The sequence below is a fragment of the Helcococcus bovis genome (assembly GCF_046035835.1).
Lineage (GTDB): Bacteria > Bacillota > Clostridia > Tissierellales > Peptoniphilaceae > Helcococcus > Helcococcus bovis.
This window is the reverse complement of sequence record NZ_JBFNGB010000012.1, coordinates 24,298-48,520: the sequence shown is the minus strand read 5'-3', so window position 1 is coordinate 48,520 and position 24,223 is coordinate 24,298. Positions and strand designations below refer to the sequence as shown.

Below are 24,223 nucleotides of genomic sequence, written 5' to 3'. Positions count from 1 at the left end.
ATTATGAAAAACACAAAAAACTTATTTAGTAAAAATATAGTTTTAATATTTGAAATATCAGTATTTACATTTTTAGCATATATAATTAATAACATATTATATATGCTAAGAGTAAATAACTTTAATAAGAATTTTTTTGAAGAATTAAACATATCTTTTGATATTTCAGATATATTATTTACTATATTTTTTACATTTATCATATATATAGCATATAAACAATATTTTAAAAACAGAAAAATAAAATTAAAAATGTTAAAACATAAAAACAAAGAGTATGGATCAGCAGAATGGGGATCAGCAGAAGATATAGCACCTTTTATCGATAAAGACTTTTCAAGAAATATATTATTTACAGAAACGGAAAGATTAACGTTAGAAATTGAGAGAGAAGATTTTAAGCTTAACAGAAACCATAACTCAATTATCGTAGGTATGCCAGGAACTGGTAAAACATGGTTATTTATAGTATCTAATTTACTTCAAAATACTGGATCATACGTTGTAACAGACACAAAAGGATCAACAATTAAACTCACAGGACATTTTATGAAAAAAAAGAAAAAAGACATAAAAGTCTTTAATACAAAAAATCCTGAATTGTCATTAAAATATAACCCTTTTGCTTATATAAAAAATGAATTAGATATTCTTTCTATTACAAATACTATAATGAATGCCACCGAAGATATTGGCACAAATAAAGGAGATAGTTTTTGGGTAAAAGCTGAAAGACTTTTTTTTACAGCTATAATTGGATATTTGTTTGAAACGCAACCTTTTGAAAATATAAATATTAAACATTTTTTAGATATTATTATCGAAGTTAGAAATGCAGAAAATGAAAATAATAATGAAGATGAAGTATCAAATAAAGTAGATATGATGTTTAAGGACTTAGAAGCAAAAGAAGGAAATGTATTTGCAGTCAGACAATATAAAAAATATTTAACTGGAGCATCAAAAAGTCGATCAAGTATTATATTATCCGTTTGTGCAAGAATGAGCGTTTTTGATATTGATGTAATTAGAGATTTAACTTCAGAAGATCAATTAGAATTAAATAATCTAGCGAATGGAAATACAATTCTTTATATTATAACAAGTGATAGTGATCGGACTTTAGATTTTTTAAATTCAGTATTATATTCACAACTAATACAAATTTTGTATAAGGAAGCTGATAATAATTATGGGGGGAGTTTTCCAAAACCTGTATCTTTATTTTTAGATGAGTTTAAACAGCTTAGAATTAATAATTTTGAAGACATTATTTCAACGAATAGAAGTAGAAATATACCAATTCATATATTAATTCAAGCTACAAGTCAACTAAAAGAAGCATATAAAGAATCTTATTCAAGCATAATGGGGAATTGTGATTCTTATCTTTTTTTAGGATCTAAAGAAAAAGAAACCTTAAAAGATTTATCTGAAACGCTTGATAAAGCAACAATTTTAGAGAAAAATTCTTCAAAAACATATTCAAATAATAGATCTGTATCACAAAATGAAAAAAATATTGGTCGTAATCTATTAAGTGTGGGAGAATTAACGAAATTAAGACAAGATGAATGTATATATATTTTAAGAGGTTTATCACCATTTAAGAGTAAAAAATATATGACAAATAAACATAAATATTACAATGAATTATATCATGTTAAGGAAGAATTTGATAAAAAAACAAAAGAAAAAATTATAAATAAATATAATGTTTTTGATTTAAAAGAATACATTAAAAAATATGAAGAAGAAACTAATAAAATAAGTTTTACTAATTCAACAATTGTTGAAGAATATGAATTTATTGATAATTAACATAAAGGATAGAGGGAAAAATGATGGGAATTGATCTATTTAATCCATTTCAAGGTTGGACTGAGAGTCTTATAAACTCAATAATAAAAGGATATGAAAATATACAAGAAGATATGATAAATTCAATTAATAATATATCACCTCTTCTTGAACAATCTCCTTTAAAATATTCCCCCTCTGCATGGAATATGGTTACTACAATATCAACAAATGTTATTTTAGTAATTGCTGGATTAATATTTGCTTATTTATTGACGATAGAACTTATAGAAATGATTACACAAAAAAATAATTATCATGAAATAGAAAGTTTTCAAATATTTGTATGGATTTTAAAGATTGCAATAGGTGTAATGATTTTAAAAAATTATATAACAATAATTAATGCTATTTTCGATGTAGGAGGTTGGGCGTTAAATAAATTAACTGAAATGGTTAATTTGACGACAAAAGGAGCAAGTTTAACATATGATTTAGGGGGAAAAACAGTCGAGCAAGTCGCAGAGGAATTAGGAATATTTGTAGCTTTTCGAGATTATATAATAACAATGATATTAAGTTTCATATTTAAAGGAATTGGGATTTTAATTAATGTAGTTGTTATAGGAAGATTTTTTGAAATATACTTATATTCCATAATTGGAACTATACCTCTTGCAACATTAGCAACTAAAGAATATAGAAGTATAGGTTTAAATTTTATAAAAAATATATTTGCTTTATCTTTACAAGGTTTATTAATAATTGCTTGTTTAGCAATTTATATTGCTTTAACACAAGGTCAGTTACAAGGAGAAGGAATAAACGCATTAAAGATACTAGCTTTTGGTATAGTATTAGTATTTACTTTATTTAAGACAAAAAGTATAGCACAATCAGTATTAGACGCAAGATAAAATTTTTGTTCATTTTGAACAAAATAGAAAGAGGGGTATATGGCTTTTGCAAAAATTCCAAAAGATATTAATTTAATTGAAACAAAATTAGTAGGTAATTTTACAAAAAGACAAGTTATAACAATGTCAATAGCAGGTGCTATTAGTGTACCATTATTTACAATACTTAATTCAAAATTTGGAAGTGGAGTTGCTTTATATGGTTTATTTTTGACTTCATTTCCAATATTTTTTTTAGGATTTTATAAAAAAAATAATGAATACATTGATGTGAAATTACTCAACATAATTAATCGAGTAATATTAAATAAACAGATTAGAGTATATAAATCTACAACTAATTTAGAAATATTGGAAAAAATAAATTTTGTTCAAAATGAACAAAATAGAAAGGGGAAAAATGTTAAAAACAAAAAGAAAAAGTAATAATAAATTTCTTAGAAAAATTTTTGGGACTTATAATAAAAATTCTGTTCAAGAAACTTTTCCATTTTATACTATAACAAAAGATGGAATAATGATTTTAGAAGATAACTTCTTTTCTAAAATGATTAGATTTGATGATATAAATTATAAATTATCAGAAGAAGATGACAAACAAGTAATTTTAGAAAAATATTTTTCGTTATTAAATCACTTCGATAATACAATTGATGTTCAACTTTTTTTCTATAATCAAACAGATGGGAAACATTTTTATGAAAATAAAGTACTTAACAAGTTAAACAATGATAAATTTGATAAATTTAAGGAAGAATTGAATGAAGCAATGTTAAGTCGACTTAAAGTCAAAGAAAATGGAGTTTTAAAAAAGAAATATATAATAATTACTGTTAAAGAAAAGAATTTAACTTTAGCAAAAAGAAAATTGTTAACACTTGAAAATAGTATAATACATAAATTGAAACTCTTAGGATCACATTCTTTTTCTGTAAATGGTGATGAAAGAATAGATTTATTAAATGAAATATTAAATAAAAAAAATATAGAAAAGAATAAAAAAATTAATTACAATGATTTTATGGAATCACAAATTTCCATTAAAGACTATATTTCTCCAATGAGTATTAATTTTTCATCAGATAATTTAATTAAAATCGATAATAAGTTTTTAAGAGTATGTAAAATTGATCTTGATACAACTGAACTTGAAGATAATTTTTTAGAAAAATTGTTAGAATATGATAATGAACTATTAATTTCAATTGCATTTCAAACAGTTGATCAACAAAAAGCTATTAAAAATGTTAAAAGATTATTATCAGATTTAGAGAAAACAAAAGGTGATGAGCAAACAAAAAATATTAACGCTAAAAGGGATATGGATATTTTGCCAACTGATTTATTAATAAATATTGAGGAAACAAAAGAACTTTTAGATGATGTTTCGAGAAGAAATGAAAGGTATTTTCAAACTACATTTACAGTTACAATTATAAATGATAGTATAAAAAAAATAGAAAATGATTTTTTTAATTTACAATCAATTTGTAGAGAATTCAGTTGTAATTTAAGAGTATTATACAATAGTCAAGAACAAGGATTAATATCAACACTTCCTTTTGGATATAATATATTAAGACAAAAAAGAGGGTTAACAACTTCAAGTTTAGGTATTTTAGTTCCGTTTACGACACAGGAACTGTTTCAAGAAAGTAAAGATAGCTTATATTATGGATATAATACCATTTCATCAAACATACTATTTTTTGATAGAAAGAAATTAAAAGCACCAAATGGATTGATTTTAGGATCTCCTGGTTCAGGTAAAAGTGTTAAGGCTAAAAGAGAAATAATGGAAACTTTTTTAAGGACACCAGATGATATTATTATTGCAGATCCTGAAAGAGAATATCCAGCGTTAACACAAGCTTTAGATGGTGAAGTAATTGAACTATCAGCAACATCAGCTAATCATATTAATCCATTTGATATAGATTTTGAAAATAATAATGAAAATGCAATAAAAGAAAAAAGTGTATTTATTATTTCATTAATCGAACAGATTATCGGTGGTTATGATGGACTTACAGGTAAAGAAATATCTATACTAGATAGATGTGTAATTCAAATGTATACAAATTTTTTACAAAATCCTAGTGCTAATAATATGCCAACATTCACAGATTTTTATAATATATTATTAAAACAAAAGGACTATGAAGCACAAGACTTAGCTACAAGAATTGAAATATACGTTACAGGATCAATGAATATTTTTAATAATAGAACAAATATAAATATTAATAATAGACTAACAACATTTGATATTAATAGTTTAAAAGGGGTGTTAAGAAATTTAGGGTTATTAATCCTTCAAGAGTATGTTTGGAATAAAGTAAGTAAAAATAGGGATTTAGCTAAATCTACATGGTATTTTATAGATGAAATTCATGTCCTTCTTAAAGATGATCGTACAGCTCAATATATGATTGATTTTTGGAAAAGATTCAGAAAATATGGGGGAGTTCCAACAGGTATAACACAAAATGTTACAGATATTTTAGATAGTCCACAAATTGAAACTATTTTTAAAAACAGCGATTATATTTGTATGTTAAATCAATCATCAGATGACAGAGAAAGACTTGCTAAAGCATTAAATATATCAAGTGAACAATTATCATATGTTACAAATAATAATCCTGGTGAAGGCTTAATAAGTTATGAAGGTAAGATAATACCATTTAGAGATCATTTAAATAAAAATACTACTTTATATAAACTAATAACAACTAAGTTAGGTGAAAATGCAAGTTAAAAAATCGAATAAAAAAATTGATTTAACTAATTTATCCAAAAAAAGAAAAATAACCAAAATAAACATATATAAAGTAGCTAATTTTAAAGATATACCAAAAATAAAACAAAGAAAAATTTATCAAAGAAAGTCATTATCAAAACGTCAATTAAAAAAAATTGACAGAGGATTAAAAAACGAAAGAAAATATAACGAAAAATCAGAAAAAAAATCATTAAAACATGAACGAAAAATTAATAAGCATACTGCTAAAAAGTCTAAATTTCAATATAGACATTATAAAAATAAACTTTTATATAATAAAGTAAAACCTGTTACAGGAACTATTAAAACTATTTCCAAAAAAATATTACAAAATAATGAAGATGAAAATGCAGCAACTGAAGGGGTTTTTAAAACAACATATACAACTAGCAAAGCATTATCTTCTAAAATACGATCAAAAGGAAAGAAATTAACTAAAAAAATTAAAAAAAAAAGTAATAAAATTTCTAAAATTAAAAAGAAAGAAAATAAAAATAAACTTTTTAAGAATAATTTATATAATGACAAAAAATTTAATCAAAAAAGATTAATAACAAGGATTTTACATAAAAACTTATATTATGCTAAATATAGATTAAATGTAAAATGGGATTCTACAAAAACATTTTTTATAGAATTACCAAGTAAATTTTTAGCATTTTTAGGTAGAACTGTATTGTCAATAATTACTTCTTTAGGAATATTTTTATTACCAATTGTATTTTTTTTATTAATTTTTTTATTAATATTTGTAGGGAATAGTAATAATAACGAAAATATAGATTATATAGATAATATAATCTATCCAGCAGAAGGTAAAATAACATCAAAATTTGGCTGGAGAGATGGATTTTATTTGCAAGATGGAAGATGGTATCCTAGAAACTTTCATAAAGGAATTGATATCGCAAATCAATTAGGAACTGAAATTAAAGCTATGACAGATGGGATTATAACATATATAGATCCAAACTCAACTACTGGTTATGGTAAATGGATTGAAATTGATCATGGAAACAATATTAAAACTAGATATGCTCATTTAAGCACAATTAAAGTTATTTTAGGGCAAAAGGTTAAAATTGGTGAGGTAATTGGATTAATGGGTTCAACAGGTTACTCAACAGGTCCACATTTACATTTTGAAGTACGAAAAAATGGAGAAGCAATTGATCCTGAAATATATATTGCTAATGCTTTAAAAAATGTTAATATTGATAAATTACCTAAAGAGGTTTTAAGATGGAAACCTATTGTTATGAACGAGTTAATAAAGTATAATTTAGAGAGCTATAAAGATATTGCTCTTACTATTATAATGCTTGAAAGTGCTGGAAATGCAGAAACTTTACATGATGTAATGCAATCATCAGAAAGTATAGGTCTTCCACCAAATACAATTAATAATCCTATTACAAGCATACATTATGGTATTTTGCACTTAAAAAATTGTATAGAACATATGAACAAATATAATGTAGATTTAAAAACTATGATACATTCATATAACTATGGTAAAGGCTTTATTGAATACGTATCAAGAAATGGTGGAAAATGGACACAAGAACTAGCTGATAATTTTTCAAACATGTGGGCTAGTAGAAAAGGGTGGAATAGCTATGGAGATAAAAATTATGTGAAGAAATTTATGAAATATCGTATAAATTAACTTTGTTCAAAATGAACAAAAAAGAAAGGAGTTTTATTATGCAAATAAAAAAACTAAATAGAGCAATAGAAAACATGAAAAAAAAAGAAGAAAGATTTGAAAAGGCTAAAGAAGAATTAGATAATTCAAAAGAATTAATAATTGAAACACAAAAAGAAGCATTATATAAATTATTTATTAAAAGCAAATTATCCTTTAATGAATATTATGATCTAATTGCTGATATAAATAATGAAGAAAAAGTTGATACAAATAAAAATATATGATAATATTTAAATAAGCTAGTAGCATGAGAACTGGGGGTAAATACTACCTCTACCCTGAGTTGGGGGGTCAGAAATACCAATGACGGCGAAAGTATTTACGGTTAGATTTTCCCGTAGGTCTAGTTTGAACGAGGCGTAATGTAATGCTTGTAATAGCATAGGAGATAAGCACATCAATACTAAAAATCAATAAAAAAAGACAATCAATTGATTGTCTTTTTTATTTTTAAAAGGAGATAATATGTATAAAATACACTCTATAATAAAGTGGTGGGAAAATTTTGATAATAGTAATATTACTATTAAAACAGAGAGCAATGAGTTTAATATAAAAATATTTAATGATATGCTTCCACATTTATTAGGAATGCAGTACACACAAAAAAATACAAAATACTTAAAAGGAGCAAGATTATATAGTTTTATAAAAAATAGAAGTGATGAAGAATTGTTAGGATTAATCAGCAAAAATCACCCTAATAAAATGAATAATATTATTGATAGAATAGAAAATTTTCAATATTTTATGGAAAATATCGAAAATTCAATACTATATAATCAAACACACTCAAAATCTACAATAAAAAGTAATTTTTTATTAGTTAAAACAAAAGAGAATACTTATTTGCAGATGGGAATTGCACAAAGTGAATTATACATTGATTACTTTGAAACATTTATTGTAGAAAAAAATGATCAATACTTTAAGAAATCAACACTAAATGAAAAAGTTATATCAATTGAAAGATGGGACAATGATAAATTTGTTCCATTTTCTTTTAAAAATTTTGTTCAAAATGAACAAAATAGAAAGGAAAAAATAATGAATAATACTTTTGATAAAGAGAAATGGAAGAAAGAAAAAGAAAACAAAGTAAAAGAATTAGAAATAAAAATTAATAACTTAATAAAAGATTTTAAGCATAATAAAGAAGATATAGTAGAATTTATAAAGTTTTCTTTAAAATTTAGAAATTATTCTTATAAAAACACTATGTTGATTTATTCGCAAAACAAGTCAGCAAATTATATAGCTTCATTTAATAAAATATCTAAGATGGGTTATAGCATAAAAAAAGGTGAAAAAGCAATTAAGATTTTTGCTCCAACAGAATCAAAGTATGCAGTAGTTGATTTAACTCATAAACCTTTTAAAAAACTTACAAAAGAAGAAAAAGAACAAGTAAAAAATAAAGAATTGAAAGTTATATCGTATAGAAATTTTGTACCAGTAAATGTATTTGACATATCACAAAGTGATATTAAGGCTGAGGATTTACCAAAATTACTTGGTTTTAATAATTTAATCGATATTGAAGTTAAAGATAAAATTGAAATAATAGAAAAATATGCTAAAAATAATAACACTCAAATTTATTATAATAACTTACCATTAAATTTAAAAGGAGAGTATTATCCTGGATTAAATCAAATAATTATAAATGAACGACTTGATGACATAGGGAAATTATCTACACTTACACATGAATTAGGTCATTCTTTATTGCACAATGACGCAGTCGATTATCAATCTGATAATGAAAATGTAATCGAAGTACAAGCTGATATTACAACTTTATTATTATTTGAATACTTTAATATTCCAGTAGTAGATTCAAGAATAGAGCATTTAAAATATCATTTTGAAAAATTAGATGAAAAACAAATAGAAAAACTAATATTACCAGTTATAAATGTTACGAATGAAGTTATTAATAATATAGAAAAATTTGTACCAGAAAGACAAAAAGAAGAAATAGAAATAGAACAAAATAAAGAAATTGAAAATAATATTGAAAGTAAAGAAAAAAAACAAAATAAAGATAAAAATAATATAGATTATGAACGATAAATTCATTATGTCAAAAAATATATGTTTTCTGCCATTTAAATTTTTAAAAAATGAATATACACAAATAAAGTAACCTAAAACATAATTCTATCAAAAAGAAAGGGAAAAAAATATGAAAAATATAAAAAAAATATTAATAACCATTTTTACTATATTAATTATTTCAACAAATATATCTTTTGCAAATAATACCCCCAAGCAACAAGCAAAAAAAGAAGTAAAAATAGAAAATGTAAAAGAAGCTCCTAAGGAAACACCTAAAGAAACACCTAAAAAAAATAATACTGATATACAGAATACTAAACCAGGTAATGTTAAAGAAGTAATGAATAAAGATAAAATTAAAATGTTTGGAAGAAACAATCGCCAATTTGTATCTTTTACGACAATTGAAGGACAAATTTTTTATTTATTAATTGATTATGATAAAAATGGTATAGAACAAAATGTTGAAATATTAAAAAAAATAAGCAATGAAGATATTAATAAAATTAAACAAAATAAATTAAATGATCCTGGTGAAAGTTTTGAAGAAACAAAAAATGAAAATATTAAAATTCAACCAGAATTAAAAGAAAAAAATGTAGAAAAAAATGATAATGAAATAAAACAAGAAAAGAAAGAAAAAAAAGATTTTAATATTTTAGACTATGCTATATATATTGTCGTAATTATAGTAATGATTGTTATTCTTTATTTAAAAAAATCAAAGAAAAATAATAATATGGAAGATAATTTTAATGATGAAGAAAATGATGAAGAAATGACAGAATTATGAAAAAATCAAAGCACAAAATCGATTATAAGGCTTTAAATTTATGAAGTTCAATAAATACATTAACTTCTTTACTAAAGCTCTTATAATCGATTTTATTGTTTATTATTAAAGAAAAAAGGAAAATTTAAGGTTAGGAGATGAAAAAAGTAAAATCAAAAGAAGAAAAAATAAAAATAGCTTTATCAGATGAAAAAAATAAAAATAATTTTGAGATAAATAAATTTAATTTACAACAAAAAGCAATTTTTCATTCTATTGTAAGTTATTTAGTAAATGATGAAAGATTTATAGAAAAAATAAAGTCTTATATGAGATATGATTTATCTAAAGAAGATTTATATTACTTGTATGAAACTAAAAATGTGAAAAAAATTACAGTAGATCTAAGTAATTTTAATGAATTTATTAAAAAAAATATCATAGAAAAATTAGAAAATAAAGAAATTACTCTAAATCAAATTAAAAAAATTAAACCATATTATAGTAATGAATATAATATGAATTTATTAAAGGAATTGAAAAAAATTAATAATACTTTTAAAGATAATAATAAGAAAATTATAAGTGATTATTTTAAAGAAAATTTAGAAATAAACAATATAAATATATCTTTTTATCGAGAAATATATTATGAAGAAGTAGAACAAATATTTAAGTTAGAAATAACAAAAGAACACAAAATTTTACTAATTGAATTCTGCGAAACATATATTTCAGATAGAATAATGTTAGAAGAAAAAGAACAATTATTAATTAAACGCTTTGTAATAAATAATAGATTTTATAATACTATTCTCTACATTTATTTTTTATTAGCTTTAGGTTATTCTTATCAAGATATTATGAGTTTCATTATAGAATGTGAAAAATATTTTGATGTTGATATAACAAAAAATTATGCACAAAGTAGATTAAATGCAATAAATAAAAACTTATATAAACTAGATCAAAATTACAATGAAAAACAAAAAAATATAGTTAAAAATATTATTGATGAAATGATTTACATGTAATAAATATACAATTTGTAGAATATAAAAAAGGGGTATTAGGGTACACCCTAACAAGATAAAAATAATATTGGAGAATTCCAATATTATTTTTTTAGGCATTTGTTATACAAATGCTGTTCTTGCGTGCTATTGAAAATAGCACATTTTGAAGGAAAAATTTTATCATTTTTAAGTGTGAAGAAAATTTTTCCATCTGCTTAATCTAAAAATCATGACCGAAGGAAGGATTTTTTATGCAAAAAGACAAATTTATCTTTTGTAGAGTTAACAGAGATGAAGAAAAAATAATTAAGGAAAAATTAAATAAAAGTAAATTTAATAATTTATCTGAATATATAAGAAATATTTTGTTAAAAAAAGAGGTAAATATTATAGATTTTGAAATTATTAGAAAAAGAAATTATGAAATAAATAAAATCGGAAATAATATTAATCAAATTGCCAAAAGGGTTAATACAATAAATGAATTTTATTATGAAGATTTCGTTGAATTTCAAAAAGAATTTAAAAAAATGATTAATGAGAATAAAAAAATTAATGATGATATTATAAAAATAATAAAAGGAAAATAAATGTCTTATATAAAAATTTTTACAATTAAAGATAATGTTAATAGAAGTATAGACTATATTTTAAATCCAGAAAAAACTACTCCAGAATTAATTTATTTTAATAAATGTGGTATTTACAATACAGAACAAGATTTTGAACTTACAAGGTTGCAGTTTCATTCTAAAGTAAAAGTAACAGCCAGACATATCATACAATCTTATGCTAAGGAACAAAATGTTAATAAAGATGAAGTATTAAAAGTAGCTAAAGAATTTTGCGAAAAACATTTAAAAGATTATCAATATGTAATTTCTGTACATATCGATCAAGAGCATTTACATGCTCATATAATATTTAATACTGTAAATTTAGAGACTGGAAAAGCTTATAGATCCAATAAAAAATCATTTCACGATAAATTAATAAAAGACTTTAATACGGTTTTAAAAGAAAATTATATAGATGAATGTATTGTAACTGAAAAAAAAGTAAATAGAGAATATGAAAATGAAAAAAGTTTAAGAGATTTGCTAAAAAAAGATATAGATTCAGCAATTCTAAAATCTTCTACTTATGAAGATTTTATTAAGATAATGAGTATTAAATATTTTATAAAAGATGAAGGCTATAAATATCTTTCTTTTAAACACAAAAACTTTAGCAAAAAATTTATGAGATGTACCCAAAAATTAGGAGAAGAATATACTAGAGAAAGTATTAAACAAAGAATAGAAAACAAAATAGAATATGCTATTGTTACTTCTAATAACAAAAAAAATAAAAAAGAAAAATTTAAGAACTTTCACCAGACACAAGATAAAGAATATATTGATTTAAGTAATAAATTTAATGAGATAAAAAAAGATATAGGTTTTATTGTTGATACACAATCAAATGATAAAGCTAGAACGAAACAAGGATATAGAAATTGGGCTAAAAAAAATAATACAACAACTATAAATCATAACCTTTATATTTTAAATAAGAAATATGATATTAAATATGATTTTGAAAAAAATATTAATAAAAAAATTAAAGAAAATATGAAAAAATTACAGACAACTTTAGATAAAAATGATATAATTAAATTAAAGATAGAAACATATGAATTGCGTAAAATCTTAAATAATATTGAAAAATATAATTCAAAAGAAAGTATTTCAAAATTTATTGAAATTTGATTTTAAAAATAAAAAAGCATGACCCCTAAATCATACTTTTTTACAAATTTTTAATATTTTCAATGATTTATATAAAATTATTAAAATTAAGTATATAAAAACATATTTTTATGTTATGATACTGGTAACGGGTAAATTCTTTTAATATTTATATAATCCTTCTTAAAGATATCATTAAAATTTGAAAATGTCAATTAGAATAGAAGGAGATTATATAATATGTCTGAAAAAAAAGAATTATCACCAAACACAATTGCACACAAAAAGTGGCATAAAAAGAACCTTGAACATTCCAGGTATTTAAAGAATAGAACAACTGCACGTTCTTTTGTTAGACACTATGCAAAAGATGAAGATATTGTAGAGTTAATTTCTATATACATGAATGAGAATAAAAACTCAAATAATGTAGTATCATTGATTAAAAAACATATTGAAAATATTTGACAGGGGATATAAATATTTAATATAATTTAATATTAAATATTTTTTCTTAGAATATACTTTGTCACAAAATACTAATTTTGTGACAAAATAGTATAAACGAAATAGGAGTGCTGCGTTTATATATAAACTCCAAATAATGTAAAATTCAGTAATATTATTATAATTCAATATCCGATATATTAAATTTATTAATTAGTTTATTTACTTATATCCTTTAATTTATTTATAAATGCTTCTCCATCTAAAAATTTTATTCTTCTTAATTTAAATCAATATATCTCATTTACAAGAATTTCCTTTTAAATTAATCTAAGAATTTTATTCTTATTAAATTAATATTTCAGAAATTTAATTTCAGGATTCCAAATTTAATTTAATAATATAATATTTTGTTTTTATTACTATTTCATGATGTATTTTGCTTTATATAATAATTTGCTAATTTCCTCTAAAATTTGAAGCCGTAAAATCGATTCTAAGCGATGTTTTTATATTTAGACATACAATTACACCTTTAAATTTTCATTAATTTTACTTATATTTTTGATTTTTATTATAATATTAAAAAGACAACCAAAATTAATTGATTGTCTTTTTTATTTTATAGTTAATAACTATTTTAATATAAATTATTTTATTTTGCATATGCAACAGATCTTGTTTCTCTAATTGTATGAACTTTAATTTTTCCTGGGTATTCTAATTCATTTTCAATTTGTAATGCAATTTCATTTGAAAGAATTGTTAGTTGGTCATCAGAAATTTTTTCAGGTTCAACCATGATTCTAATTTCACGACCAGCTTGAATAGCATAAGCTTTTTTAATTCCGTCATATGATGTTGCAATTGCTTCAAGATTTGTCAATCTTTGTAGATATGCCTCTAAAGCTTCACGTCTAGCACCTGGTCTTGATGCTGAGATTGCATCAGCTGCTTGAACTATCATAGCTTCTAATGAATTAAATGGTACATCAAAGTGATGAGCTTCAACACAGTGTACAATTTCTTCTTTAATCTTGTATCTTCTTAATAAATTTACACCAATTTCAACATGTGTTCCTTCGATTTCGTGATCTAATGCTTTACCAATATCGTGTAATAAACCACCACGTCTAGCAATTCTATCATTTATACCTAATTCTTTAGCCATAATACCAGCTATATTTGCTACTTCAACTGAATGCCATAAAACGTTTTGTCCGTATGATGTTCTATAATTTAATTTACCTAAAACTTTTACTAAGTCTGGATGTAAACCATGAACTCTTGCTTTTTCACAAGCTTCTTCACCATATTCTTTAGTTCTTTGTTCGATATCTTCAAGAGCTTTTTGATACATTTCTTCAATTCTTGCTGGATGGATTCTTCCATCTACCATTAAGTATTCTAATGTAAGTTTAGCAATTTCACGTCTTCTTGGATCATAACAAGATAAAACTATCGCTTCAGGGGTATCATCTATAATTAAATCAACTCCTGTTAAACTTTCAAACGAACGTATGTTTCTTCCTTCACGTCCTATAATTCTACCTTTCATTTCATCACTAGGTAGTGATACTACTGAAACTGAAGATTCAGCAACAATTTGAGATGCTTGTCTTTGAATTGCTGTTGCAACAATCTCTCTAGATAAACGCTTTTCTTCTTCACGTGTTCTAGCTTCAAATTCTCTCAAAATTAATGCTTTATGATGTTCTGCTTCATCAGCAACTTGTTCTAAAATAATATCTTTTGCTTCTGTTTGAGTTAAACCAGAAATTCTTTCTAATTCTGTTACTTGTTTGTTTAATGCTTCTTCTATTTCAGCTTCTTTTGATTCAATATTTTTAATTTTATTATTTAATGAATCATTTTTTCTATCTAATTTATCTAATTTTTTATCTAAATTTTCTTCTTTTTTAACTAACCTTTGTTCGTGTTTGTTAATTTCACTTTTACGTTTTTTATTTTCTTGTTCAATATTTTGTTTTAATTTATAAATTTCATCTTTAGCTGTCAATATTGCTTCTCTCTTTAGAGATTCAGCGTCTTTATTAGCATCGTCAATTATTCTTCTTGAAATTTGTTCTGCAGAATTAATTTTTTTCTTATCTGCATTTTGTTTTATAATTGAAACAACTATATATCCAATAATAACTCCCACTATTAAGGCTAGTGCATAGTATACAAAATCCATGCTAACCTCCTAGATGCTATTTAATCAATCCTTCTTCTTCATCTTCTAACACTTCAGGTTGTTCAGAAGGTTGATTTCCTTTTTTTAATTTTTCTCTAATTTTCATTTCAATTTCTTTGTAAATATCTTCATTATTTAATAGATACTCTTTAACATTTTCACGGCCTTGTCCTAATCTATCTCCATTATAACTATACCATGAGCCAGCTTTATCAACTATTTCAAAGTCAACTGCTGAGTCTAAAACTGTACCAACTTTTGATATACCTGTTCCATACATAATATCAAATGTTGCAGTCTTAAATGGTGGAGCTACTTTATTTTTGACAACTCTTACTTGAGTGCTACTTCCGATAACTTCATCACCATTTTTAATTTGATCTTTTCTTCTTATATCAAGTCTAACACTTGAATAGAATTTAAGAGCAATACCACCTGTTGTTGTTTCAGGATTTCCAAACATTACACCAATTTTTTGACGTAATTGATTTAAGAATATAACTGTTGTATTTGATTTTGCAACAATACCTGTTAATTTTCTCATAGCTTGACTCATAAGTCTTGCTAATAAACCAACATGGCTATCACCCATATCTCCTTCTATTTCTGCTCTTGGTACAAGCGCAGCAACAGAGTCAACAACAATAATATCTACTGCATTAGATCTTACTAATGATTCAGTAATAGCTAATGCTTGCTCACCAGTATCAGGTTGTGATAAAACTAAATTATCAGTATCAACACCTAAATTTTTTGCATAATGTACATCTAGAGCATGTTCTGCATCTATAAAAGCACCGATTCCACCCATTTTTTGAGCTTCAGCAATACAGTGTAATGCTAATGTTGTTTTACCAGATGATTCTGGTCCATAAATTTCTACAACTCTACCTCTTGGCAGACCACCAATTCCTAACGCAATATCTAAATTCATCGCACCAGTAGGAATTGCTTCAATATCAACTGATTTTGGTGCTTCACCAAGAACCATTATTGAACCTTTACCGTATGATTTTTCAATTTGGGATAAAGCACGATCTAAGGCTTTTCTTTTTTCTTTATCCATTGTATTTTCAGTAATAACTAACCTCCTAAATATTTTCTAAATCTAATACCTTAATATTTTTAATTAAGTAATCTAAACCTGAAAGTATAGTTAAAATAACTGAAATGTAAAGTAATAAGCTAAATACTAAACTTGGTATAAATGTAAGTATTCCACTCAATAAATACATAATAATTGTAATCATTTGACTAACAGTTTTTAATTTTCCATAAATAGATGCTGCAATAGTAATATTATTAGATGCAGCTAATATTCTCAAACCATCGATCAATAATTCTCTAAAAATTATAACAATTACAGTCCATGCAGGTATTATTCCAGCCCCTGCTAAAACCATAAATCCAGCTTGAGTTAATACTTTATCCACTAAAGGATCCATAAATTTACCAAATGTAGTAACCAAATTTCTTGATCTTGCAATATGACCATCTAGAAAATCTGTAAATGATGTAATTGCAAATAAAATAGCTGGCAACACAGAATTTGTTTTGTAAATATTGAATACAATAACAAAAATTGGAACCATAAATAATCTTATCAATGTTAGTTTATTCGGTAGATTCATCTTCAATAATTTCTTCATTATTATCTTCCATTTCAATTTCTTCTAAAGTTTTAAGTATATTTCTAGGTTTACTTCCATCTTGTTCGCTTACAATTCCTTTTCTAGTCATTTGGTCAATTATACGGCCAGCTCTAGCATATCCAACTCTAAATCTACGTTGAATTGCAGAAATTGAAGCTTGATTTTCACTTATAACAAAGTTAACAGCTTCATCAAATAATTCATCAAGATCATCTACTGATTCATTTGATTTATTTGCAGCTTCTGAAATAACTTTATTAAAGCTTTCATCATGTTTAATTTCTTCATTTTTATTTTTTACAAATGTTACAACTCTTTCAACTTCACTGTCAGTTAAAAATGCACCCTGTGCACGTTTTGGTTTTGGTAATTTTCCAGGATAATATAACATATCACCTTTACCTAATAACTTTTCAGCACCAGACATATCAATTATAGTTCTTGAATCTATATTTGATGCAACTTGAAATGCTATTCTAGATGGAATATTAGCTTTAATAATACCTGTAATGACATTAACACTTGGTCTTTGAGTTGCAATTAATAAATGAACACCACTAGCTCTACCCATTTGAGCCAGTCTTGTAATATAATTTTCAACATCTTTGGATGCTTCCATCATTAAATCAGATAACTCATCAATAATAACAACAAGATATGGCATTTTTTCTAAACTTCCATCTTCATTATCTTCTTCAACTTTCTTATTATATGACTTAATATCTCTACATCCATTTTTTGAAAATTTTTCAAAACGTGTAGTCATCTCTTTTACAGCTTCATATAAAGAAGCTGTAGCTTCTTGAGCTTTAGTAACTACTTTTCTACCCTTTAGATGAGGTATTCCAGAATAAATTTTAAGTTCAACCATTTTAGGGTCAATCATAATAAATTCTACCTCATTTGGAGAATATTTATATATAATACTCATAATGATAACATTCATAAGAACAGATTTTCCTGATCCAGTAGCTCCAGCAATAAGTAAATGTGGCATTTCATTAATTTTTGCATATAATGGTTTACCAAATAAGTCTTTACCGACTGCAACTGTAATATCATCATCTTCTTTTTGAAATTCATCAGTAGAAATTAAAGATTTAAATGTAACAATATCTTTATTTTGGTTTGGAACTTCTATACCTACATATGGTTTTCCCGGAATTGGAGCTTCTATTCTTATACCAGGTGATGCTAAGGCCATAGCTAAATTATTTGATAAATTAACTATTTTACTTACTTTTATACCTGATTGGGGCTTAACCTCATATGAAGTTACAGTAGGTCCATTGTTAATATTTACAACTTCAGAAGAAATACCAAAACTTTCTAATGTATCAACGATTATATCAGCATTACCTAGTAATCTTGTCTCATCATCAGTTTTAGACTCCGATTGGTTATTTAATAAATCCATTGGAGGTTTAGTATATTGATAATTATCATCGTATACAATTCCCAATTGATCGTAACCATTTTCTTCATCAGATTCTTTATTTACTGATTTATTTTCTGCATTTTGCTTGTGATATGAAATTTTAGGTTCAATACGAGGTTCTAATTTATCTGAATTTGTATTGTTATAAATTTCATTTTTAGTATCATCTTTTTTATCAAATATAAATCTTTTTTCCTTAACATCTTTATTTTTTTTAATAGGTTTAGGAGTATTGGAAAATAAAGTCATAAATTTATAAAATGAATTTTTAAAAAATTCAGACATTGATTTATCAAATAAATAAAAATATGATGCAAAATATATTAGTATAGTAAATATATATATGCCGATGTCGGCAATTAAAGCATTAAATAAAAAATATAAAGTGGTAAACATAATACCAACTCCAGTATAATTCAATGCTTGACTATATGAGTTTTCAATATATGATGAATAATTTAATCCATTACTATAAAATGTTGATAAAAATATACCTGTTATTATAAGTAATAGTGAAATTACAACTATTTTATGTTTATTTGTATCATAGAATTTTTTATTTAATAATGCAAAAAACATAAAAGCAATATAAAGTGGTAAAATATAAGCTGTCAAACCAAAAAGAATAAAAAGACCTTTACTAAATACCTCACCTATTATTCCCATTTTATCTTTGAGAATAATGGCTGATATTAAAAATATAAATAAAAACAATGTAGTAATTGACTTAATAGCAAAATTTTTATTATTTGTAGTATTTTTTTTTCTCTTATTTGCCATATTTCCTCCATAAAAACTCATTATCATTATATCATAAATCTACTAAATATGGTATTAAATTATTTTAAATACACATAATAAAAACCAAATGCTACTTGAACATCTGGCTTAAATTTATTTATATTAAATATCTTTTCTTGCTAAATTTATTCTTCCTTTATCATCTATTTCTAAAACTTTAACCATAATTTCATCGCCTTCTTTTACAACATCTTCAACTTTTTCAACTCTTTTTGATGAAAGTTTACTAATGTGTACAAGACCTTCTTTATTATGACCAAATGATACAAAACATCCAAAGTTCATTATTTTAACAACTTTAGCAAGATATACATCCCCTACTTCTGGTTCTTCAACAATTCCTTCTATCATTACGATAGCTCTCTTTCCACCTTCTCCATTTTGTGAAGAAACTGTTACAAGACCTTCATCAGTTATATCTATTTTTACTCCAGTTTCATCAATTATCTTATTAATTGTTTTTCCGCCTGATCCAATAACTTCTCTAACTTTTTCAGGTTTAATTTGAATTGTGTATATTCTTGGTGCATTTGGAGATAATTCTTTTCTAGGTTCTGAAATTGCACCTGTTATAACATCTAAAATTCTCAATCTAGCACTTTTAGCATCTGCTAAAGCTGTAGTTAAAATTTCTCTATTTATACCGTCAATTTTAATATCCATTTGTAATGCTGTGATACCTTCTTTTGTACCAGCAACTTTGAAGTCCATATCTCCTAAATGATCTTCTAAACCTTGAATATCAGTTAAAATGGCAATATCATCATTTTCTTTAATTAAGCCCATAGCAATACCAGCAACAGGAGCTTTAATTGGTACACCAGCATCCATTAATGATAATGTTGAACCACATACTGAAGCCATTGATGAAGAACCATTTGATTCTAATACTTCTGAAACTAATCTTATAACATATGGAAATTCTTCTTGTGAAGGAATTACTGGCTCTAAAGCTCTTTCAGCTAATCTACCATGTCCAATTTCTCTTCTTCCTGGTCCACGCATTCTTCCTGCTTCTCCTACTGAAAATGGTGGGAAATTATAGTGGTGAATGTATCTCTTTTTAACTTCTTCATCTGTCAATCCATCAATGTATTGAACATCACTTGGTGAACCTAAAGTAGCAATGTTTAATACTTGAGTTTGTCCTCTTGTAAATAATCCTGATCCATGTACCTTTGGCACAAGAGCTACTTCAGCAGATAAAGGTCTAATTTCATGCATTTGTCTTCCATCAGGTCTAATTTTATCTACGGAAATCAATCTTCTTACTATTTCTTTTTCTAATTTATCAAATATTGCAACAACTTCTTTTTGTCTTGCTTCAATATCTTCAAACTCTTCTGTAACATATGTTTCTATTATTTCTTCTTTTACAACATCTAATTCTTCTTGTCTAGTTTGCTTGTCTATGCCTTGTAGTGCAGATTTGATTTTGTCATAAAATTCTGATTCTATTTCATTTTTTAATTCTTGATCTACATCCTTAAACTCAAAGACTTGTTTTTCTTTACCAATCTCATCTACAATAGTTTGAATAAAATCACATATTCTCTTAATTTCTTCATGTCCAAATAAAATTGCTTCAAGCATTTCATCTTCTGTTAATTCATTTGCTCCAGCTTCAACCATCATAATAGCATCTTTTGTACCTGCAACAGTTAAATCTAAATCAGAAATTTCTCTTTGAGCTTGAGTTGGATTTATTACATATTCTCCGTCAACATATCCTACAGAAACTGATCCTGTTGGACCGTTAAATGGAATATTAGAAATTCCTAATGCAACAGATGAACCTACCATTGCTAAAATACCTACATCGTGATTTTCATCAGCAGATAATACTGTTGCAATAATTTGAACATCATTTTTATATCCTTCAGGGAATAAAGGTCTTAAAGGTCTATCCATCATACGTGCTTTTAATGTTGATTCGTCAGATGGTTTCCCTTCTCTTTTAATGTATCCTCCAGGAATTCTACCTACAGCATACATTTTTTCTTGAAATTCACATGAAAGTGGGAAGAAATCAACTCCTTCTCTAGGTGTGTCTGATCCTACTACTGTAACTAAAACCATAGAATCTCCAGCTTTTATAGTTACAGCTCCTCCGGCTTGTTTAGCCATTTTACCTGTTTCTATTTCAAATGAATTATAATTTGAACTATACTTATAATTTTTTACCATTTTCTCTCCTATTGATAGCACCTGCTATCATATTTTATACTTCTTTTTTTTGTACAGATATATAATATCATAAAATAAGAAAAAATGGGAATAAATATAAAAAAAACTACTTTACCGTAGTAAAGCAGTTAAAAAATTATCTTCTGATTTGTAATTTTTCAATTAAAGAACGATATCTTTCTATATCTTTCTTTTCTAAATAGTTTAATAATCCTTTTCTTTGACCAATTAACATAAATAACCCTCTTCTTGAAGCATGGTCTTTAGGATTATTTTTTAAATGTTCTGTAAGCTCTTTAATTCTGTGTGAAAAAATAGCTACTTGAACTTCTGGAGAACCAGTGTCTCCTTCTTTTCTTCCAAATTCCTTAATAATTTCTAATTTTTTTTCATTCGAAATCATATTTCCTCCTCTACGTTTTATTCACTATGACCGAGTTTAGAACGGAGTTACCATAAACCAAGCCAAAGTACTTCAATAGTATATCATATAAATATTATTATGTAAACTATTTTAAATTATTATCTTCATACATTCCATAAGCCTGAGATATATCTTGCACAAAAACTATCCCGTTTCCAGGCTCATCTATATGCATATCTTTATTTATAGTTTCTACAATTTCTAGTGATTTTTCTGAATTTACAATCATCATAACAACTTCTTTTTCTGGCTCAATTTCCATATTAAATATTTTTAATGTTTCTTTTGTACCAGAACCTCTTGCATTTAATATTGTTGCTCCTATTGCACCTGCTTTATTTGCTGAATCTACAACATCTTCAGCTTTTCCTTTATCAATAATTGTTGTAATTAACTTATACATAGGTTTATCAACTCCTTCATTAAGTTTATTGTATTTAACATATGCCCCTTGAATTTGACTTACTGATGTTGTAAATACAATTCCAGTATTTGGTTTATCAAATTTAAATTTTTCAATCAGGGCTGGCATTACTTTTTTAGATTCTTCTTTCTCTAAAACTGTAATTACCATTTCCTTATCCTCATCAAAAATTGATAAAAAATTTAATACCTTATTTTTTACAGTTCCATGACAAAGATATATTGTTCCACCTTTAGCTCCATGTTGCTTAGCCAAACTTAATACTTTAGATGCTTTTCCTTTATTTATGATTACATACATAATTTCATAACTTTTAGCTTGCATTAGAAATCTCCTTTATATCTTGTCTTTTATTTGTATTTAACTTCATCTTAAATATTATTCCTAATATTTGCAAAGCAATTATAGGTGTCATCGCAACTAATGCGATCATACCAAATCCATCTATCAATAAATTGGCAGTTGTAGTTATATTTGCTGCTCCTTGAATAAATCCAAGGATAAACGTCGCCGTGATTGGACCTGTTGCAACTCCACCGGCATCAAATGCAATTCCAACAAATAGTTGCGGAGTATAAAATGATAATATAAAGCATAGTATATATCCAGGAAGTAAAATATGCCATAATTTCAACTCAGGTATTATTATTCTTAGTGAAGACAAAGAAATCGCTAGTCCTACACCTAAAGCTAAAGAAATAGATAAAGCTGATTTCTTTACATAACCACTTGTAACATCTTCAATTTGTCTTGTTAATACATATACAGCAGGTTCTGCTAAAATAGTAACTACTCCTATAATAAACGATATTATAATCAGCCAAATACTTTTATCTAAACTAGCTAATCCTTCACCTATTAATCCTCCAACCTCTATAAAAACACCATTAACAGAAGTCAAAAATACTAATAGACCAATAAATGCAAAACCAAAACCTGTCAATATTTTTCTATTTTCTCTTTTATTAAGTTTAAAAACAAATATTTGCATTACAATATATATTAATAAAAGTGGAGATAAAGATTTTACAGTTTCAGATAATTGACTTGGAAATATATAAATAAATGGACCTAAAACAGATTCCGATTTAAGTTTTTCAATTGTTAAACTATCCGATACAATATTACTTTTTGTAAATAAATCTAGTAATAATACTCCTATTATTGCTCCTGATGAAGCTAGTGCAATCAATCCAAATGAGTCAGCTTCACCAGCTATGCTGTCTTTCTTTGATTTTGAGACACCTGTTGATAAAGAAAGTATAAATGGCACAGCTAAAACACCGGTAGTTGCGCCTGAAGCATCAAATGATATTCCCAAAAATTCTTCTGATGTAAATAGTGCCAAGCAAAATATAATCGAATATATTACGATAAGTATATTTCTAAGTGATAAATTAAAGAAGACCCTAATAAATCCTACTGAAATCATAAAAGCTAGTCCAATTGATACTACAATAAATAATGTTGTAGCAGAAATAGCTCCAGAAGTTACAGATTCCACTTGTGAACCTAGTACAAGCAATCCAGGTTCAGCTATTGATATGAAAAAACCTAAAACTAATCCAACTAAAACAACAAAATATATATTGTTTTTTCTGGCAACAGTAGAACCAATTTTCGATCCAAATGGTGTAACTCCAATCTCAACTCCAATTAAAAATAATGTTAGTCCAATTATTATTAGAAGTGTTCCTATTAGAAATCTTTTCATTATTATATCGCCAAGAGGAATTAAAGTAAAATTAACTATTACAACTATAAAAGCAATTGGTAGTACCGTCATAGATATTTCTTTCAATTTTTGAAATAATAAATTCAATATATACCTCCTTTATATCTTTATATATTAGCTTTCATT

General features: G+C 25.2%; 20 protein-coding genes. 12 read left to right on the top strand and 8 right to left on the bottom strand.

Annotated features, from left to right (window positions below; translation table 11 throughout):
* Positions 1-3 precede the first annotated feature (3 nt).
* The 12 genes from ABGF48_RS05205 to ABGF48_RS05150 all read left to right on the top strand — a co-directional run bounded on the left by ABGF48_RS05205 (position 4) and on the right by ABGF48_RS05150 (position 13,260).
* Positions 4-1,821: a VirD4-like conjugal transfer protein, CD1115 family gene (locus ABGF48_RS05205; protein WP_408105280.1), complete on the top strand. Its 1,818-nt coding sequence runs from the start codon at positions 4-6 to the stop codon at positions 1,819-1,821.
* A 20-nt stretch (positions 1,822-1,841) separates the two neighbouring features.
* Positions 1,842-2,717, top strand: a complete 876-nt coding sequence (locus ABGF48_RS05200) for a VirB6/TrbL-like conjugal transfer protein, CD1112 family (protein WP_408105279.1) — start codon at positions 1,842-1,844, stop codon at positions 2,715-2,717.
* Positions 2,718-2,756: 39 nt separating this feature from the next.
* Complete coding sequence (locus ABGF48_RS05195) at positions 2,757-3,143, top strand: PrgI family protein (RefSeq protein WP_408105278.1); 387 nt, start codon at positions 2,757-2,759, stop codon at positions 3,141-3,143.
* The gene (locus ABGF48_RS05190; RefSeq protein WP_408105277.1) at positions 3,118-5,478 is read left to right on the top strand and encodes a VirB4-like conjugal transfer ATPase, CD1110 family; all 2,361 of its coding nucleotides are present in this window, start codon (positions 3,118-3,120) and stop codon (positions 5,476-5,478) included. The genes ABGF48_RS05195 and ABGF48_RS05190 overlap by 26 nt, the downstream gene beginning before the upstream one ends.
* On the top strand, positions 5,468-7,171 hold the full coding sequence (locus tag ABGF48_RS05185; protein WP_408105276.1) for a lysozyme family protein: 1,704 nt from the start codon (positions 5,468-5,470) through the stop codon (positions 7,169-7,171). Before ABGF48_RS05190 ends, ABGF48_RS05185 begins: the two co-directional genes overlap by 11 nt.
* A 38-nt stretch (positions 7,172-7,209) precedes the next feature.
* Positions 7,210-7,437, top strand: a complete 228-nt coding sequence (locus ABGF48_RS05180) for a hypothetical protein (protein WP_408105275.1) — start codon at positions 7,210-7,212, stop codon at positions 7,435-7,437.
* Positions 7,438-7,678: 241 nt separating this feature from the next.
* Positions 7,679-9,289 carry a PBECR4 domain-containing protein gene (locus ABGF48_RS05175; RefSeq protein WP_408105274.1) on the top strand — a complete coding sequence of 537 codons (1,611 nt, stop codon included), beginning with the start codon at positions 7,679-7,681 and terminating at the stop codon, positions 9,287-9,289.
* Between the two features lie 112 nt (positions 9,290-9,401).
* A complete protein-coding gene (locus tag ABGF48_RS05170) occupies positions 9,402-10,067 on the top strand; it encodes a CD1107 family mobile element protein (protein ID WP_408105273.1) in 666 nt (221 codons plus the stop codon).
* Between the two features lie 137 nt (positions 10,068-10,204).
* On the top strand, positions 10,205-11,080 hold the full coding sequence (locus tag ABGF48_RS05165; protein WP_408105272.1) for a ribonuclease H family protein: 876 nt from the start codon (positions 10,205-10,207) through the stop codon (positions 11,078-11,080).
* A 233-nt stretch (positions 11,081-11,313) separates the two neighbouring features.
* Positions 11,314-11,652, top strand: coding sequence for a plasmid mobilization protein (locus ABGF48_RS05160; protein WP_408105271.1), 339 nt, complete (start codon positions 11,314-11,316; stop codon positions 11,650-11,652).
* Positions 11,653-12,813 carry a relaxase/mobilization nuclease domain-containing protein gene (locus tag ABGF48_RS05155; protein WP_408105270.1) on the top strand — a complete coding sequence of 387 codons (1,161 nt, stop codon included), beginning with the start codon at positions 11,653-11,655 and terminating at the stop codon, positions 12,811-12,813.
* 219 nt (positions 12,814-13,032) lie between these two features.
* Positions 13,033-13,260, top strand: a complete 228-nt coding sequence (locus ABGF48_RS05150) for a hypothetical protein (RefSeq protein ID WP_408105269.1) — start codon at positions 13,033-13,035, stop codon at positions 13,258-13,260.
* 634 nt (positions 13,261-13,894) lie between these two features.
* On the opposite strand, the gene rny is transcribed toward ABGF48_RS05150, so the two are convergent.
* The 8 genes from rny to ABGF48_RS05110 form a co-directional block, all read right to left on the bottom strand.
* Entirely contained in the window at positions 13,895-15,436 is a 1,542-nt protein-coding gene (rny, locus tag ABGF48_RS05145; protein ID WP_408105268.1) for a ribonuclease Y, read from the bottom strand.
* 16 nt (positions 15,437-15,452) lie between these two features.
* On the bottom strand, positions 15,453-16,502 hold the full coding sequence (gene recA, locus ABGF48_RS05140; protein WP_408105267.1) for a recombinase RecA: 1,050 nt from the start codon (positions 16,500-16,502) through the stop codon (positions 15,453-15,455).
* A 25-nt stretch (positions 16,503-16,527) separates the two neighbouring features.
* Positions 16,528-17,067: a CDP-diacylglycerol--glycerol-3-phosphate 3-phosphatidyltransferase gene (gene pgsA, locus ABGF48_RS05135; RefSeq protein ID WP_408105285.1), complete on the bottom strand. Its 540-nt coding sequence runs from the start codon at positions 17,065-17,067 to the stop codon at positions 16,528-16,530.
* Positions 17,051-19,306 carry a DNA translocase FtsK 4TM domain-containing protein gene (locus ABGF48_RS05130; RefSeq protein WP_408105266.1) on the bottom strand — a complete coding sequence of 752 codons (2,256 nt, stop codon included), beginning with the start codon at positions 19,304-19,306 and terminating at the stop codon, positions 17,051-17,053. The genes pgsA and ABGF48_RS05130 overlap by 17 nt, the downstream gene beginning before the upstream one ends.
* Before the next feature lie 123 nt (positions 19,307-19,429).
* Positions 19,430-21,514 (bottom strand): polyribonucleotide nucleotidyltransferase, encoded by a 2,085-nt coding sequence (gene pnp, locus ABGF48_RS05125; protein ID WP_408105265.1) that lies wholly within the window; start codon positions 21,512-21,514, stop codon positions 19,430-19,432.
* Between the two features lie 136 nt (positions 21,515-21,650).
* The gene (gene rpsO / locus ABGF48_RS05120; RefSeq protein ID WP_408105264.1) at positions 21,651-21,917 is read right to left on the bottom strand and encodes a 30S ribosomal protein S15; all 267 of its coding nucleotides are present in this window, start codon (positions 21,915-21,917) and stop codon (positions 21,651-21,653) included.
* 106 nt (positions 21,918-22,023) lie between these two features.
* On the bottom strand, positions 22,024-22,686 hold the full coding sequence (locus ABGF48_RS05115) for a P-II family nitrogen regulator (RefSeq protein ID WP_408105263.1): 663 nt from the start codon (positions 22,684-22,686) through the stop codon (positions 22,024-22,026).
* Positions 22,676-24,184 carry a DUF1538 domain-containing protein gene (locus ABGF48_RS05110; protein WP_408105262.1) on the bottom strand — a complete coding sequence of 503 codons (1,509 nt, stop codon included), beginning with the start codon at positions 24,182-24,184 and terminating at the stop codon, positions 22,676-22,678. The genes ABGF48_RS05115 and ABGF48_RS05110 overlap by 11 nt, the downstream gene beginning before the upstream one ends.
* Positions 24,185-24,223: the final 39 nt, after the last annotated feature.